The following is a 15,016-nucleotide window of genomic DNA, read 5'->3' as shown; positions in this document are numbered from 1 at the left end:
CGTCCATAACAACCGTTTGGAGAACACTCAAATGAAGAAACTCCTCGCCGGCCTTGCGCTTGCCGCCGGCCTGCTTGCGCCGGCCGCCTGGGCCCAGGAAGCGGCTTCGGCGCCTGCCGCCACCGCCACGGCGGCTGCGGTCGCCGATGCAGCCTCCTCACCTGCCGCCGCTGCACCCGCTGAAGCGGCGTCAGCCCCTGCCGCCCCCGCTCCCGTGCCCAACAAGGGCGACACCTCGTGGATGATGTTGTCCACGCTGCTCGTCATCATGATGACGGTGCCCGGCCTCGCGCTGTTCTACGGCGGCCTGGTGCGCAGCAAGAACATGCTGTCGGTGCTGATGCAGGTCACGGTCGGCTTCTCGCTGATCGTCGTGCTCTGGGTGCTCTATGGCTACAGCTTCGCGTTCACCGAGGGCAACAAGTTCATCGGCGGCACGGATCGCCTGTTCATGAAGGGCCTGTGGGACAACGCCGCCGGCACCTTTGCCCTGGGCGCGACCTTCAGCAAGGGCACGCCGATGTACGAGATCGTGTTCGCGGGCTTCCAGGCGACCTTCGCCGGCATCACCTGCTGCCTGATCATCGGCGCCTTCGCCGAGCGCATGAAGTTCTCCGCCGTGCTCGCGTTCCTGACGCTGTGGTTCACGTTCAGCTACCTGCCCATGGCCCACATGGTCTGGTACTGGATGGGCCCGGATGCCTACACCTCGGCTGCCGTCGCTGAAGAGATGACCAGCAAGGCCGGCATGCTCTGGCAGTGGGGTGCGCTGGACTTCGCGGGCGGCACGGTGGTGCACATCAACGCGGCCGTCGCTGGCCTCGTGGGTGCCTACATGGTCGGCAAGCGCGTCGGCTACGGCAAGGAGCAGTTCACGCCGCACAGCCTGACGCTGACGATGGTCGGTGCCTCGCTGCTGTGGGTGGGCTGGTTCGGCTTCAACGCCGGCTCGGCGCTGGAAGCCAACGGCTTCGCGGCCCTGGCCTTCTTCAACACGCTGGCTGCCACGGCCGCCGCGGTGCTGGCCTGGTGCGTGGGTGAAGCGCTGCTCAAGGGCAAGGCTTCGATGCTGGGTGCCGCGTCGGGTGCCGTCGCCGGTCTCGTCGCCATCACGCCGGCTGCGGGCAACGTCGGCATCGGCGGTGGCCTGGTCATCGGCCTGGTCGCTGGCTTCGCCTGCCTGTGGGGCGTGTCGGCCCTGAAGAAGCTGCTGGGTGCAGACGACTCCCTGGACGTCTTCGGCGTCCACGGTGTCGGCGGCATCGTCGGCGCGCTGCTGACGGGTGTCTTCAACAGCCCCAACCTGGGTGGCCCGAGCGCCGTCGCCGACTGGGTCACCGTCGCCATGGTGGCGCCGGATGCCTACTCCATCGCCGGCCAGGTCTGGATCCAGGCCAAGGCTGTGGCCGTGACCCTGGTCTGGTCGGGCGTCGTCTCCGTCATCGCCTACAAGCTGGTCGACCTGACCATCGGCCTGCGCGTGACCGAAGAGGAAGAGCGCGAAGGCCTGGACATCTCGTCGCACGGCGAGACGGCTTACCACAAGTGATTGGCCGGGCCGGCGCCTAGCCGGTCCTTCATCACACAGAGCCGCCCCACGGGGCGGCTTTCCTTTTTGGGCGTGCGAACCCGCCGTTATGCTGCCTCGCATGGACGTGCTCACCCTCCTGGCGGCGGTGTTGGTCAATGCGCTGCTGATGAGTCTGGCGCTGGCCGTCGCAGTCGGCATCCGCACCCGCAGCGACCTTCAGGCCTGGCAGTTCATGCTGCTGGGCCAGGCAGCCGGCTTCGCCCTGCTGATCGGCGCGACCTTGGGCGCGCCGCGTCTGCTCGCCACCTTGGGGGTCATGACGCTGAGCGCGTCGGGCTCCGCAACCGTCGTGGCGGTCTGCCGCTTTCTCGGGATCAAGATGCGGCGGCGCTGGCTGATCGCCGCGCCGTTGATGCTGGGCGTCGTGCATGCCATCGTCTTCAGCGACCTCGGCCTGGCGACAGGCCTGACCAACCTGACCATCGGCACGCAGATCGTCTGGGCCAGCGTGCTGCTGCTCCGGGGCGCCGGCCGGGTGCGCTGGCGCTGGCTGTGCGGCGGTGCCGCCCTGGCCAACGGTGTGCTCGTGCTGGCTCGTGGCGTGCTGGTGCTGGGCTGGCCCGAAATCTATCCGCGCTTTCTCGCGCCAAACCCGCTGAACTTCGGTTCGATGATGCTGCTCAACGCCAGCCTGGTGCTCGGCACCATGGGTTTCCTGCTCGCGCACCGTGACGCCGCCGAGCAGGCCCTGGTGCGCCTGGCGTCACTGGACACGCTGACCGGCCTGCTGAACCGCCGCGAGTGGATGAACCGCGCCAGCCTGGCGCTCAAGACGGCCGGCGAGCCCGGCGTGTTGATGATGCTGGACCTGGACCACTTCAAGCGCATCAACGACGAGCGCGGCCACCCGGTGGGCGACGAGGTGCTCAAGCTGGCCGGCGAGGTGCTGCGCGGCGAGTTGCGGGCCAGCGATCCGGTCGGCCGCTACGGCGGCGAGGAGTTCTGCCTGCTGCTGCGCCACTGCGAGCCCGCGGCATTCAGCCGGCTGGATTCACGCCTGCACCAGGCGCTGCTGAAGCGCTGCGAGGCCAGCCTCGGTTTCGCCGTCGATTTCAGCGCGGGCGCAGTGCGCGTGCTGCACGGAGAGACGCTGGCTGCGGCCATCAAGCGGGCCGACGATCAGCTTTACCGCGCCAAGCATGCCGGGCGTGGCCAGACCTGCTGTGCCGACGGCGTCTTGTGATCCCGCCCGGCGTCCCAATGTGGGTCGCCCGCGCCAAGTTTGAGATCATTCGGTCATGGTTCCCCATCTCATCACCGCCCTGAACGGCCCCATCAACGAGCTGGAAGCCCGTGTCCTTGAATCCATGCCGGCCACGGAGCGCTGGTTCAGGCTCGAATGGATGGAGCACACGCCGACCTTCTACGCCTCGGTAGACCTGCGCAATGCCGGCTTCAAGCTGGCGCCGGTGGACACCAACCTCTTCCCCAGCGGCTTCAACCACCTCACGCCGCAGATGCTGCCGCAGGCCGTGCAGGCGGCCATGGCGGCCATCGAGAAGATCTGCCCCGAGGCGCGCAACCTGCTGCTGGTGCCCGAACCCGGTGTGCGTTGCAGCTTCTACCTGGACCACCTGGCCACGCTGGTGCGCATCTTCACGCAGGCCGGCCTGAACGTGCGCCTGGGCGCGCTGGACCCGGCCCAGACCGAGCCCGAGGAACTGGCCCTGGCCGGCGGCGGCAGCCTCGTCATCGAGCCGTTGTTGCGCAAGCGCGGCCGCCTGATGCTCAAGGGCTTCGACCCCTGCACCATCCTGCTCAACAGCGACCTCGCCAGCGGCACGCCGCCGCAGCTGATGGGCCTGCACGAGCAATACCTGCTGCCGCCGCTGCATGCCGGCTGGAGCGTGCGCCGCAAGAGCCAGCACTTCCGCGCCTACGAAGAGGTGGCCAAGCGCTTCGGCAAGCTGCTGGGCATGGACCCCTGGCTCATCACGCCGTCCTTCCAGAGCGTCGACCTGCATGGCAGCAAGGGTCTGGAGGCGCTGCAGGCGGCCGCCGACGCCCAGCTCACCAAGGTGCGCCGCAAGTACAAGGAATACGGCATCAACGAGAAGCCCTTCGTCGTCGTCAAGAGCGATATCGGCAGCTTTGGCCGCAGCGTGCTGACGCTGCGCGATGCCAAGGACATCGAAGCCCTGGCTGGCCGCCTGCCGGCAGATCTGGGCCAGGAAGTCATCGTGCAGGAGGGTGTGCCCACGCACGAGCGCGTGCATGAGGCCGTGGCAGAGCCGGTCGTCTACATGATGGACCGCTACGTGGTGGGCGGCTTCTACCGCGTGCACGCCAGCCGCGGCATTGACGAGAACCTCAATGCCCCCGGCGCCAGCTATGTGCCGCTGGCGTTTGCCGACTCGCTGAACCTGCCGCGCCCCGGCGAGAAGCCCGGCGCCAGCGCGCCCAACCGCTTCTACATGTACGGCGTCATCGGCCGTCTGGCCATGCTGGCGGCCAGCTACGAGCTGGAGGCGACAGATCCGCAGGCCGAGGCCGAAGCAGCATAGACAGGCTCACGCCCTACGCGCTTCGCGCGCCCCTTTTGAGGAGGCACCGCCAGTTGCCCGGGAAAGCCGGTTCCACGGCGGTCGCTGGATGAGCAGCCGGCTGCGCGTCTGCAATTACGCCTGGCGAGCGGAAGCGTCAAGTACTTCAGTCGCGATTTTGCTGCGCTGCACAAAAGCCTGAAACCGGGCGCAGAATCCCCACTTTCGAACAAACGCCACCCCAAGCCGGTGGCCTCACGACGTGAGTTCTTCCCACGCGGCTCGCAGCCCCTCGGCAATGGCGGGCCTCACCCTCGGTGCGCTCGGGGTGGTTTATGGCGACATCGGCACCAGCCCGCTGTACGCCCTCAAAGAAGTCTTCCACGGCGGCCATGTCGCCACCACGCCTGACAACATCCTCGGCGTGCTCTCGCTGCTGTTCTGGACGATGACCGTCATCGTCTCGATCAAGTACGTGCTGCTCATCCTGCGTGCCGACAACAACGGCGAGGGCGGTCTCATCGCCATGCTGGCGCTGGCCACCAACGCGGTGAACGACAAGCCGCCGCTGCGCCGCACGCTGATGCTGGTGGGCCTGTTCGGCACCGCCATCTTCTTCGGCGACGCCGTCATCACGCCGGCCATGACGGTGCTGGGCGCCATCGAGGGCATCGAGGTCTATGAGCCGCAGTACCACGGCGCCGTGCTGCCCATCACGCTGATCGTGCTGGCCGGCCTGTTCGCCGTGCAGCGTTTCGGTACCGGCGGCATCGGCAAGGCCTTTGGCCCGGTCATGCTGCTGTGGTTCGCCAGCCTCGTGGCGCTCGGCCTGCCGCACGTCATAGAGAACCCCCGCGTGCTGGCCGCCGTCAACCCGGTCTATGCGTTGAACTTCTGCCTGGAATACGGCTGGGTCGCCTTCATCGCGCTGGGTGCCGTCGTGCTCGTCGTCACCGGCGGCGAGGCGCTCTACGCCGACCTGGGGCACTTCGGCAAGAAACCCATCCGCATCGCCTGGTACGGCATCGTCATGCCGTCGCTGGTCATCAACTATTTCGGCCAGGGCGCGATGCTGCTGGACAACCCGTCCGCCATCCGGAACCCCTTCTACCTGCTGGCGCCATCGTGGGCCGAGATCCCGCTGTTCCTGCTCGCCATGGCGGCGGCCGCTGTGGCGTCGCAGGCCCTCATCACGGCGGCCTTCTCGGTCAGCAAGCAGGCCATCCAGCTGGGCATCATGCCGCGGCTGCGCATCGTGCACACCAGCGTGCGCGACACGGGCCAGATCTACGTGCCCTTCATCAACTGGAGCCTGTTCGCGCTGGTGGTTGTCGCCGTCGTGTTCTTCGGCTCGTCCAGCAAGCTGGCGGGTGCGTACGGCGTGGCCGTCACCATCGACATGACGATCACGACGGTGATGACCTTCTTCGTCATCCGCTACGGTTGGAAGTACCCGCTCGCGCTGTGCATCGCCGCCACCGGCATCTTCTTCGTCATCGACGTCACCTTCCTCGCGTCAAACCTGTTGAAGCTGCTGCATGGCGGCTGGTTCCCGCTGCTGATCGGCGTCTGCGTGTTCACGCTGATGCTGACCTGGAAGCAGGGCCGCAAGCTGCTGTCCGACAAGCTGCGCCAGGACGCCATCGAGCTGCCGGCCTTCCTGGAGGCGGTCTTCATCAACCCGCCCACGCGCGTGTCCGGCACGGCGGTGTTCCTGTCGTCCGAAAAGGGCTCCACGCCCAACGCGCTGCTGCACAACCTCAAGCACAACAAGGTGCTGCACGAGCAGAACATCTTCGTCACCGTCAAGCACCACGAGGTGCCCTGGGTGGGCTTCGAGAAGCGCTGCGAGGTCGAGGCTCTCGGCCACCATTGCTGGCAGGTGGCGCTGCATTTCGGCTTCAAGAACGAGCCCGATGTGCCGCTGGCGCTGGAGCAGCTGAAGAAGCACGGCGTGCAGCTGGAGGAGATGGAGACCAGCTACTTCCTGAGCCGCGACATCATCATCCCCACCATCGGCTCGGGCATGGCGCTGTGGCGCGAGAAGCTCTTCGCCAGCATGCACCGCAACGCCGCCGCGGCGGCGGACTTCCTGCACCTTCCCACCAACCGTATCGTCGAACTCGGCTCGAAAGTCGAGATTTGAATCCTGCCGCGCCCGAGCGCCGCCTGGGCGCCCGGCACGCCGGCGCCTTGTGCGTGGGCATGGTCATCGGCGCGGGCATCTTCAAGACCTCGCCCATGGTCGCGCAGTCGCTGCCGGGTGCCGGCCAGCTGTATCTCGCCTGGGCGCTGGGCGGTCTGCTGAGCTTCGTCGGTGCGCTGTGCTTTGCCGAGCTGGCCGCCGCCTTCCCCGATGCCGGCGGCGACTACCACTTCCTGCGCCGCGCCTATGGGCGCCGGCTCGGCTTTCTGTTCGCTTGGTCGCGCTTCGCCGTCATCCACACCGGTTCCATGGCCTTGCTCGGCTTCGTCTTCGGCGACTACCTCGCGCAGGTCATCGACCTCAGCCCCTGGCTGGGCACGCATGCCAGCGCCGTGCTGGCGGCTGGCCTCATCGTCCTGTTGACCGCGCTCAACCTGCTCGGCGTGCGCGTGGGCCTGGGCACGCAACTGGGCCTGACGACGCTGGTCATCGCCGGCCTGCTGCTGCTCGGCGCCGGCGCTGGAGCCCACCAGCTCACCGGCCAGGCCGCTGCCAGCCAAGGCGCTGCGGCCAGCGAGGCCGACTGGGGCACGGCGATGGTTTTCGTCTTCCTGGCCTATGGCGGCTGGAGCGATGCGGCGACGCTGTCCGCCGAGATGCGCGACCCGAGGCGCGGCATCGTCCGTGCGCTGCTGCTGGGCCTGGGTATCGTCATGGCGCTCTACCTGCTGGCCAACTGGGCCTATGTCAGCGTGCTGGGCCTGCCCGGCCTGGCGCGCAGCGAGGCGCCTGCTGCCGAGGTGATGCGCCTTGCGTTCGGGCCGGCGGGCGAGCTGCTGATGGTGGGCGTGGTGAGCCTGACGGCGCTGTCGGTGATGAACGCCATCCTCATCGCCGGCCCGCGCACCACCTACGCGGCCGCACGCGATTTCGCTTCCGAGTGGCGACTGGCGCAGTGGAACGGGCGCCGCGGCACGCCCAGTGCGGCCGTGCTGGCCACATCGGCCGTGGCGCTGCTGCTCGTCGCGCTCGGCGATCTGACGCGCGGCGGCTTCGCAACGATGGTGGACTATCTGTCGCCGGTCTACTGGGCCTTCCTGACGCTCAGCGGTGCCGCCCTCATCGTGCTGCGCCGCCGTGAGCCAACGCAACCGCGGCCCTTCCGCGTGCCGCTCTACCCCTGGCTGCCGCTGCTGTTCTGCGCCTGCAGCGCCTGGCTGCTGTGGGCCAGCCTCGCCTACGTGAAAGCCGGCGCGGTCGTGGGCGTCGGCGTGCTGGCGGTCGGCGGCCTTGCGCTGGCGTGGTTGGGCCGAAGACGCTGAGCCCTCGCTATGCTGGCCGCATGCGCCCCTTACTGAAGGATTTCTCGCCCTCCACCCTCGTCGCCGGCTTCGTCGCCGTGCTGGTGGGCTACACCAGTTCGGTGGCCATCATCTTCCAGGCGACCGTCGCATTAGGCGCCACGCCGGCGCAGACGGCCTCGTGGCTCTGGGCCCTCGGCCTGGGCATGGGCGTCACCAGCCTGGCCCTGAGCCTGTGGACGCGCCAGCCCGTGCTGACCGCCTGGTCCACGCCCGGCGCCGCGCTGCTCGCATCCAGCTCGGGGCTGGACATGCCCGAGGCCATCGGCGCCTTCATCGTCTGCGGCGCTCTCATCGCCTGGGCCGGCGCCAGCGGCTGGTTCGAGAAGTTGATGGACCGCATCCCCGTGGCCATCGCCTCGGCACTGCTGGCGGGTGTGCTGGCGCGCTTCGGCCTGGACGCCGTCGCCAGCGTGAAGACCGACCCCGGCCTCGTGCTGGCAATGGCCGTGGCCTACCTGGCCGGCCGGCGCTGGTGGACGCGTTACGCCGTACCCGGCGTGCTGCTCGTCGGCATCGCCTACGCGCTGGGCGAGGGGCGGCTGAGCTTTGTCGGCCTGGACACCCGCCAGATCTGGGCGCTGCCGGTCTGGACGACGCCCGTCTTCACCTGGCACGCGGCCATCGGCGTGGCGCTGCCGCTCTTCATCGTCACGATGGCCTCGCAGAACCTGCCCGGCGTGGCGGCCCAGCGCGCCAGCGGCTACCGGACGCCAGTGTCCGCCTCCATCGCCGTGACCGGCGCGGCGACGACGCTGCTCGCGCCCTTCGGCGGCTATGCCTTCAATCTCGCCGCCATCACCGCCGCCATCTGCATGGGCCGCGAGGCGCATGAGGACCCGGCGCGGCGCTACACCGCCGCCATGGCTGCGGGCCTGTTCTATGTGCTCATCGGCCTGGCCGGCGGCGCCGTGGCCCTGCTGCTGACGGCCTTCCCGCCCGAGCTCGTCAAGGCAATAGCCGGCCTGGCCCTGCTGGGCACCATCGCGGGCGCGCTCGCCACGGCGCTGAAGGACGAAGCCCATCGCGACGCGGCCCTGCTGACCTTCCTGGTCTGCCTGTCGGGCCTGAGCCTGTTTGGCATTGGCGCGGCGTTCTGGGGCGTGGTGGCGGGCGGCGTCGCGACGCTCGCGGCCAGCTGGCGGCGGGCCCGGCCCTAGGTGGGCAGGGCGGGCGGCGCTGTGCAACACTGGCCCGATTCATCAGCAAGACCCGATCATGAAGCTGCTTTTCGTTGCCGACCCGCTCGCCACCTTCAAGACCTACAAGGACTCCACCTTCGCGATGATGCGCGAGGCCGCCAAGCGCGGCCACAGCATCCTCGTCTGCGAGCCGCAGCAGCTGGTGTGGCTGCGCGGTGGCCGCGTGACGGCGCGCTCGGCGCTGGAGATCACGCTGACGGGTGATGCCGACGACTGGTACACGGCCACCTCCACCGCCGACCTGGCCCTGGGCGACGTCGACGCGGTGCTGATGCGCAAGGACCCGCCCTTCGACAGCGAGTTCTTCTACACGACCCACCTGCTCAGCCAGGCCGAGCGCGAGGGCGCGCGCGTGTTCAACCGCGCCAGCGCGCTGCGCGAGCACCCCGAGAAGCTGGCCATCCTCGAGTTCCCCGAGTTCATCTCGCCCACGCTCGTCACGCGTGACCCGGCCGAGATCCGCGCCTTCCACGCCGAGCAGCGCGACATCATCCTGAAGCCGCTGGACGGCATGGGCGGCATGGGCATCTTCCGCGTCAAGGACGACGGCCTGAACCTCGGGTCCATCATCGAGACGCTGAACAAGGACGGCGCGCAGACGGTCATGGTGCAGCGCTTCATCCCTGCCATCGCCGAGGGCGACAAGCGCATCCTCATCATCGGCGGCAAGCCGGTGCCCCACTGCCTGGCGCGCATCCCGCAGGGCGGCGAGGTGCGCGGCAACCTGGCGGCCGGCGGCAAGGGCGTGGCCCGCCCGCTCACCGCGCGCGACCGCGAGATCGCCGAATACCTCGGCCCCATCCTGGCCGCACGCGGCCTGTTGCTGGTGGGCCTGGACGTCATCGGCGAGAACGTCACCGAGATCAACGTGACCAGCCCGACCTGCTTCCAGGAGATCACCGACCAGAGCGGCTTCGACGTGGCGAATATGTTTGTCGACGCGCTCGAAGCAGCGTTGTCTTAGCCCATGCCCTGGTGGAGCCCGTCGCCAGCGCCACCCGAGCCGCCTGACCCGTGGCGCGACTTCCATCGCCGCTGCGTCGACAGCAACGGCCGTGAACGCGAGGCCGCGTTGCGCGACCTGCCGCGCCTGTCCACCGAACTGCATCAACGTGCGCTGCCGTTGGTGCTGGCGCGCCTGAACGACTGGGTGCCCCAGGTGCGCGCCGCAGCGCTGCGGGCGCTGCCGCTGCTGCTGCGTGACGAACTCGAGCCGGCCTGGATCGACGCATTGCCGGCAGTCGTGCGCTTGATGGCCGGCGACCGCGGCGCGGCCGACGGCGCGGCAGCACGCGAGGCCATCCAGCACTTCCTCCTGAAATCGCCGCAACGCCGGGCCGCGTTGCTCGCTTGCGCACCCCAACTCACCCTGCCGGTGCAACGCTGGCTGGCGGTGCAGAGCTGGCACTACGGCTCGCCGGCTGAACGGCTGCGGGCGCTGTGCCAGGCACTGGGGAGCAGTGACGCACGCCTTGCCGCGCAGGCGTTGCGGCGGCTGCAGGCGCAGAGCGATGACTGGCCCGGCCTTGAAGGCGTCCGCGACGCACTGGCACAGGTGCACTTTCCAGGCCTGCGGCTCCAAGCGCTGCGGCATGAGCAGGCAAGCGGCCGGTTGCCGGAGCAGGCAGAGGCTTTTGAACTTGCCTTCGGCCGTCACGGCGCAACGCGCGACTGGTTGCTCTTCCATGCCGGCGCGGCCTTGAAACAGCAGTTGCGCGAGCGAGCCGAGAGCCTGCTCGATGCCAAGGGGCGGGTCTGCGACCAGATCGCCGCACTGCAGGTGCTGCGTGTGTTGAAGGCCGGCTCGCTGCCGGCCCGTCTCTGCGCGGCTTTTGCCCACCCGGTGGCGAGGCTGCGCGAGGTGGGTTACGTCCTCAGCCTGCCTGATGCCGACGAGTCGCAAGCCGTGGCACTCACTTGTCGCGCATTGGCGGACCCATCGTCCCGGGTGCCGCGCGCAGCGCTGAAGGCGCTTGATCGTGGGCGCGTTTCATTGACTGCGGCTGAACTGCTCGAGCTGAGCCGTCGAGAGCCGCGTGCAGCGTTGCCCGTATTGGATGCGCTGGCGACCTTTGACGCCTTCACCAGGGCCGCGGCCACGTTGAGCGTGTTGGCGGAGCAGCCGGTCGAGTCGCGTGTGGCCGCGGAGCATCTGCGCGCTCTGAAGCGGGCGTTGGGTCTCAGTCTGTACGCCCTGACTGGGCCACAGGCCGCAGCGCTGCAGCAGGCGGCCTCGTTGCTGCGGCAACGCCGGCCCGAGCTGAGCTTCATCGTGATCTGAGCCATCGCTGCTCTCTTGAGCGAGGATGGGCGCCTCACCCACCGAGGCCATTCCATGTCTGTCAACCGCCGTCACTTCAGCGTTGCCGTTGCCGCTTTGCCGCTGCTGTCCATGCCTGCGCTTGCCGAAGACGCCGGCTTCGCCAGCCAAGCCGAGGCCTTCATCGAGGCGCTGTGGCAGCTTGACCCCGACGCGGCAGTTGCAGCCGGGCGGTTCGAGTTCGCACAGCGGCTCACGCTGCCCAGCGCCGGGCAGCGAGACAAGCGCCGCGCCTTCCTGACGCGCTGGCAGTCGCGGCTCGAGGCGGTGCCGGACGCCGGCCTGTCGCCGGGCCAGCAGATGGACCGTGCCATGCTGCTCGCCAAGGTCCGCAGCGACCTGTGGCGGCTGGACGTGCTGCGTGAATGGACCTGGAACCCCGCAGAGCACAACCCAGCCGGCGCCATCGACCTCATCCTCACCACCGATTGGGCGCCCGAGCAGCAGCGCGTGAAGGCCCTGCATGCGCGCATCAAGCGCCTGCCGACCTATTACGCCGCAGCGCGCGCCAGCCTGGCTGACGTCACGCGCGAGCACACCGAGCTGGCGTTGCAGCAGGCGCCGGGTGCGCTGGCGGTGCTGGACGACGTCGAGTCCCACGCCCAGCAGCTGGGCCTGGGCTCGCTGATGCGTGCCGACCTGCAGGCCGCGCGGGTTGCCGTGGCCGGCTACCAGGCGCAGCTGAAGCGGCTGCTGCCGGCGGCCAGGCGCAGCTTTCGCATCGGCGCGGCGCTCTACGAGGCCAAGTTCGCGCACGACATCCAGTCCGCCGCGACCGCCCGCCAGACCTACGAGCTGGCGCTGGCCCGCCGCGAGGAGGTGCTGGCCAGCATGCAGGCGCAAGCCCAGGCGTTGTGGCCCGAGGTCATGGGCGCCGAGGCAGCGCCCGCCGACCGCTTCGCCCTGATCGGCCGCGTCATCGCCAAACTCAGCGAGCGGCATGTGAAGCGCGAGCGTTTCGTCGACGAGATCCGTGCGCAGATCCCGCAGCTGGAGGACTGGATCCGGCGCCACGACCTGCTGACGCTGGACCCGAGCAAGCCCCTCGTGGTGCGCGAGACGCCGCTCTATCAGCGTGGCGTGGCCGGCGCCGGCATCGACGCGCCCGGCCCCTACCGGCCGCAGGACCGCACCTTCTACAACGTCACGCCGCTGGACGAGCTCACGCCCGCCGAGGCCGAGAGCACCCTGCGCGAGTACAACCACTGGATCCTGCAGATCCTCAACATCCACGAGGCCGTGCCCGGCCACTACACCCAGCTCGTGTATGCGAACCAGGCTCCGAGCAAGGTCAAGGCCTTGTTCGGCAACGGCGCCATGATCGAAGGCTGGGCCGTCTACGGCGAGCGCGTGATGATCGAGAGCGGCTACGGCGCCTCACCCGAGATGACGCTGATGTGGGGCAAATGGCATCTGCGCTCGGTCACCAACACCCTCCTCGACTACAGCGTGCATGTGCTCAGCATGAGCGAGAAGGACGCGCTGGACCTGCTGGTGCGCCAGGCCTTTCAGACGGAGCGCGAGGCCAAGGAGAAGTGGCGGCGCGTGCAGCTCACGTCAGTACAGCTGACGAGCTATTTCAGCGGCTACAGCGAGATCGTGGCGCTGCGGGAGCAGTTGAAGGCCCGGCCCGGCTTCCAGCTCAAGGCCTTCCACGAGCAATTCCTCAGCTATGGCAGCGCGCCGGTGAGGTTGATTGCGGCGGAGATGCTAAAGGCCTGAAGCGTCGCAATCTCGTCCAGAGCGGCACGCCTCACTGGTCTTTGGACGTGATGGCCATGACGACGGAGTCGATGACTGATCCCATCATCGGCCTTGTCATGCCAAAGACCATTGACACATCCACCTTCTCGGAACGGTGGTAAATCGAGTCCTCGACGGGACCATGCTCCGGCAACGCGAAAGTGCCGAGATGCCAAGCGGGGAAGTAGGCGTTTCTCAACGCTTCCACAGACCTGGGCTCGGCATTGGAAAGCGTCAGAGCCGCACGCAGCAGCACCGCTCTGTCCATGCCATTCTTGAATTGCTTCTTGTCGAGCGATACCTCCCATCTGCGCTTCGGTTCCACGCAGACGACGTCGTTGCGAGCACGTGCGCTGCTGCATTGATACCGTTTTGATTTCAGCAGCGTCACAGCGGCGCGTGAGCATTCCGACGCGCAGCCGCGGATGTTCGACAGTTCGCGGAGCATCAGAAATGGATCGTCATCAGGCGCGCCCCGCTCGTCGGCGGCAAGCGCCGTTGCCGCCGAAGCGATGACAAATGCGACTGCCATGGCGAGGCGCGGCAACGCTGCTAGGTGCATGGGTGGGTGCCTCGAATGCGTTTCAAAGACGAAAGCCGGGCGGATCAAGACCCGCCGATTCGGGGTGCTACGCAGAAAGGTCATCACACCAGGATGACCGTGTCGCTGTAGCGGGCCAGCATGGCGTCATGCGTCAGCAGGCGCAGCGGCTCCGTCAGCGCCTGGGCGGCCAGCATGCGATCGAAGGGATCGGCATGGTGCGCTGGCAATTGCGCCACGGCAGCGGCATGCTCGCCTGACACGGCCAACATCAGGAAGCCGGCTTCCTCGAACAGCGCCAAGGCCTGGGTACCCGACACGGGCATGTCCCCGCGCGCCAGCGAATGCTTGATCGCGATCTCCCACACCGAGGCGGCGCTGACCCAGACGGTGTTGGCGGGCGCCAAGATCAGCTCGCGCGCCTTGCCGGGCAAGCGCGGGCTGTCGGCCAGCGCCCATAGCGCGATGTGGGTGTCCAGCAGCAGGTTCACGCGTCAGCCGCGCCGAACAGCCGTGCGACATCCGCGTTGCGCGCGTCGATATCGTCCGGCACGTCGAACAAGCCCTTGGCAATTCCGATACGCGCGGTCGCCGGCCGGGCGGCCGAGATCGCCACCAGCTTGGCCGCCGGCCGGCCATTGCGCGCGATGACGATCTCCTTCTCCGCGCCGCTTTCCACGGCATCCACCAGCCGCGAGAGACTGGATTTGGCTTCAAGCATGTTGATGGCGTTCATGGCGATTCGTTGTGGTTAGCTAAGTCTAGCTAATTGGGCCTGTTGACAGCGGCGGTGTCAAACACGAGGGGAGGCGCTGCAGCACGGACACCTCCGGGTCGCCCAAGTCACGCTCCGCGGGAGGACGCGACCGGCTCATCCAAGCTGGGCCAGCACGCGGTCGAGCAGCAGCGCCATTTCCTGCGGGCTGTCCAGGCAGAAGCGGGCCCGGCTGGCCGGATCGTCGCGGCCGATGCGCAAGGTGAGCCAGTGCGCCGGCGCTGCCGTGAACACCGGCTCGTCATTGACGTCATCGCCAGCGAAGAACGCCGCTCCCGTGCCCGTGCGCGCGACGAGCGCCCGCACGGCGTCGGCCTTGTCGGGCGCGCCGGCCGCGACGACGTTCACGACCATCTTTCCCGAGAAGAAGCGCAGGCCCTGCGGCTCCGGCGTGAGCAGGTCGGCGATGAGCTGCTGCGCACGGGCCGGGTCTGGCGAAAGGCGGTAGTGCAGCGCCAGCGACAACCCCTTGTCCTCGACCACGACGCCGCTGGCATTCAGGGCGCCCTGGTGCGCCTGCAGAAGGGCGCGCAAGCCGTTCAGCGGCTCGGCCAGGCGGCTGCGGGTCGAGCCCGCGCCTTCCTCCTCGGCGCCATGGTTGCCGATGATGAACTGCGGCTCGAAGCCCAGGCGCCCGCGCACGTCCGCGACGCTGCGGCCCGTGACGATAGCCACCGGTAGTCGCGCGGAAAGTGCCCTCAGCCGCTGCGCCACCGCCACCGAGATGCGGGCGTCGTCGGGCCGCGCGACGATGGGCGCCAGCGTGCCGTCGAAATCGAAGGCCATCAGCGGCTTCAGCCGCAGCACGGCCGCGAGTGCGGCTTCTCCGTCGGGAGTGAAAAGGTATTGCATGG

The 15,016-nt window shown here is 68.4% G+C and carries 13 protein-coding genes; 9 read left to right on the top strand and 4 right to left on the bottom strand.

The features are described 5' to 3' along the window. Positions 1-31 precede the first annotated feature (31 nt). The 9 genes from amt (at position 32) to AC0IZJ_RS16455 (ending at position 12,825) form a co-directional block, all read left to right on the top strand. A complete protein-coding gene (amt, locus tag AC0IZJ_RS16495) occupies positions 32-1,549 on the top strand; it encodes an ammonium transporter (RefSeq protein ID WP_471851842.1) in 1,518 nt (505 codons plus the stop codon). Between the two features lie 100 nt (positions 1,550-1,649). Continuing rightward, a complete protein-coding gene (locus AC0IZJ_RS16490) occupies positions 1,650-2,774 on the top strand; it encodes a GGDEF domain-containing protein (protein ID WP_471851840.1) in 1,125 nt (374 codons plus the stop codon). Positions 2,775-2,829: 55 nt separating this feature from the next. Then, positions 2,830-4,095, top strand: coding sequence for a glutamate--cysteine ligase (gene gshA / locus AC0IZJ_RS16485; RefSeq protein WP_471851838.1), 1,266 nt, complete (start codon positions 2,830-2,832; stop codon positions 4,093-4,095). A 277-nt stretch (positions 4,096-4,372) separates the two neighbouring features. Further along, complete coding sequence (locus AC0IZJ_RS16480) at positions 4,373-6,220, top strand: potassium transporter Kup (RefSeq protein ID WP_471852257.1); 1,848 nt, start codon at positions 4,373-4,375, stop codon at positions 6,218-6,220. Further along, on the top strand, positions 6,217-7,542 hold the full coding sequence (locus AC0IZJ_RS16475) for an APC family permease (RefSeq protein ID WP_471851836.1): 1,326 nt from the start codon (positions 6,217-6,219) through the stop codon (positions 7,540-7,542). The genes AC0IZJ_RS16480 and AC0IZJ_RS16475 overlap by 4 nt, the downstream gene beginning before the upstream one ends. Before the next feature lie 20 nt (positions 7,543-7,562). After that, positions 7,563-8,741: a benzoate/H(+) symporter BenE family transporter gene (locus AC0IZJ_RS16470; protein ID WP_471851834.1), complete on the top strand. Its 1,179-nt coding sequence runs from the start codon at positions 7,563-7,565 to the stop codon at positions 8,739-8,741. Positions 8,742-8,799: 58 nt separating this feature from the next. Beyond that, positions 8,800-9,747, top strand: coding sequence for a glutathione synthase (gshB, locus tag AC0IZJ_RS16465; RefSeq protein WP_471851832.1), 948 nt, complete (start codon positions 8,800-8,802; stop codon positions 9,745-9,747). A 3-nt stretch (positions 9,748-9,750) separates the two neighbouring features. Then, positions 9,751-11,064, top strand: coding sequence for a hypothetical protein (locus AC0IZJ_RS16460; RefSeq protein ID WP_471851830.1), 1,314 nt, complete (start codon positions 9,751-9,753; stop codon positions 11,062-11,064). Between the two features lie 54 nt (positions 11,065-11,118). Continuing rightward, positions 11,119-12,825: a DUF885 domain-containing protein gene (locus AC0IZJ_RS16455; protein WP_471851828.1), complete on the top strand. Its 1,707-nt coding sequence runs from the start codon at positions 11,119-11,121 to the stop codon at positions 12,823-12,825. A 31-nt stretch (positions 12,826-12,856) separates the two neighbouring features. Here the strand turns inward: AC0IZJ_RS16455 and AC0IZJ_RS16450 are convergent, their stop codons facing one another. From AC0IZJ_RS16450 to otsB, 4 genes are all read right to left on the bottom strand, one after another. Continuing rightward, positions 12,857-13,378 (bottom strand): hypothetical protein, encoded by a 522-nt coding sequence (locus AC0IZJ_RS16450; protein ID WP_471851826.1) that lies wholly within the window; start codon positions 13,376-13,378, stop codon positions 12,857-12,859. A gap of 113 nt (positions 13,379-13,491) precedes the next feature. Then, entirely contained in the window at positions 13,492-13,878 is a 387-nt protein-coding gene (locus AC0IZJ_RS16445; RefSeq protein WP_471851824.1) for a type II toxin-antitoxin system VapC family toxin, read from the bottom strand. Further along, on the bottom strand, positions 13,875-14,123 hold the full coding sequence (locus AC0IZJ_RS16440) for a type II toxin-antitoxin system Phd/YefM family antitoxin (protein WP_471851821.1): 249 nt from the start codon (positions 14,121-14,123) through the stop codon (positions 13,875-13,877). The genes AC0IZJ_RS16445 and AC0IZJ_RS16440 overlap by 4 nt, the downstream gene beginning before the upstream one ends. A 135-nt stretch (positions 14,124-14,258) precedes the next feature. Beyond that, positions 14,259-15,014: a trehalose-phosphatase gene (gene otsB / locus AC0IZJ_RS16435; RefSeq protein WP_471851819.1), complete on the bottom strand. Its 756-nt coding sequence runs from the start codon at positions 15,012-15,014 to the stop codon at positions 14,259-14,261. Positions 15,015-15,016 lie beyond the last annotated feature (2 nt).

The sequence above is a fragment of the Roseateles sp. AC306 genome (genome assembly GCF_979253795.1).
Note: the sequence above shows the minus strand (reverse complement) of the source record. Positions and strands in the feature narration are given on the sequence as shown.

What these genes read in the sequence shown, in the direction of transcription:
- amt (WP_471851842.1), top strand. Translation starts at nt 32, where the DNA reads ATGAAGAAACTCCTCGCCGGCCTTGCGCTTGCCGCCGGCCTGCTTGCG.
- AC0IZJ_RS16490 (WP_471851840.1), top strand. Translation starts at nt 1,650, where the DNA reads ATGGACGTGCTCACCCTCCTGGCGGCGGTGTTGGTCAATGCGCTGCTG.
- gshA (WP_471851838.1), top strand. Translation starts at nt 2,830, where the DNA reads ATGGTTCCCCATCTCATCACCGCCCTGAACGGCCCCATCAACGAGCTG.
- AC0IZJ_RS16480 (WP_471852257.1), top strand. Translation starts at nt 4,373, where the DNA reads ATGGCGGGCCTCACCCTCGGTGCGCTCGGGGTGGTTTATGGCGACATC.
- AC0IZJ_RS16470 (WP_471851834.1), top strand. Translation starts at nt 7,563, where the DNA reads ATGCGCCCCTTACTGAAGGATTTCTCGCCCTCCACCCTCGTCGCCGGC.
- gshB (WP_471851832.1), top strand. Translation starts at nt 8,800, where the DNA reads ATGAAGCTGCTTTTCGTTGCCGACCCGCTCGCCACCTTCAAGACCTAC.
- AC0IZJ_RS16460 (WP_471851830.1), top strand. Translation starts at nt 9,751, where the DNA reads ATGCCCTGGTGGAGCCCGTCGCCAGCGCCACCCGAGCCGCCTGACCCG.
- AC0IZJ_RS16455 (WP_471851828.1), top strand. Translation starts at nt 11,119, where the DNA reads ATGTCTGTCAACCGCCGTCACTTCAGCGTTGCCGTTGCCGCTTTGCCG.
- AC0IZJ_RS16450 (WP_471851826.1), bottom strand. Translation starts at nt 13,378, where the DNA reads ATGGCAGTCGCATTTGTCATCGCTTCGGCGGCAACGGCGCTTGCCGCC.
- AC0IZJ_RS16440 (WP_471851821.1), bottom strand. Translation starts at nt 14,123, where the DNA reads ATGAACGCCATCAACATGCTTGAAGCCAAATCCAGTCTCTCGCGGCTG.
- otsB (WP_471851819.1), bottom strand. Translation starts at nt 15,014, where the DNA reads ATGCAATACCTTTTCACTCCCGACGGAGAAGCCGCACTCGCGGCCGTG.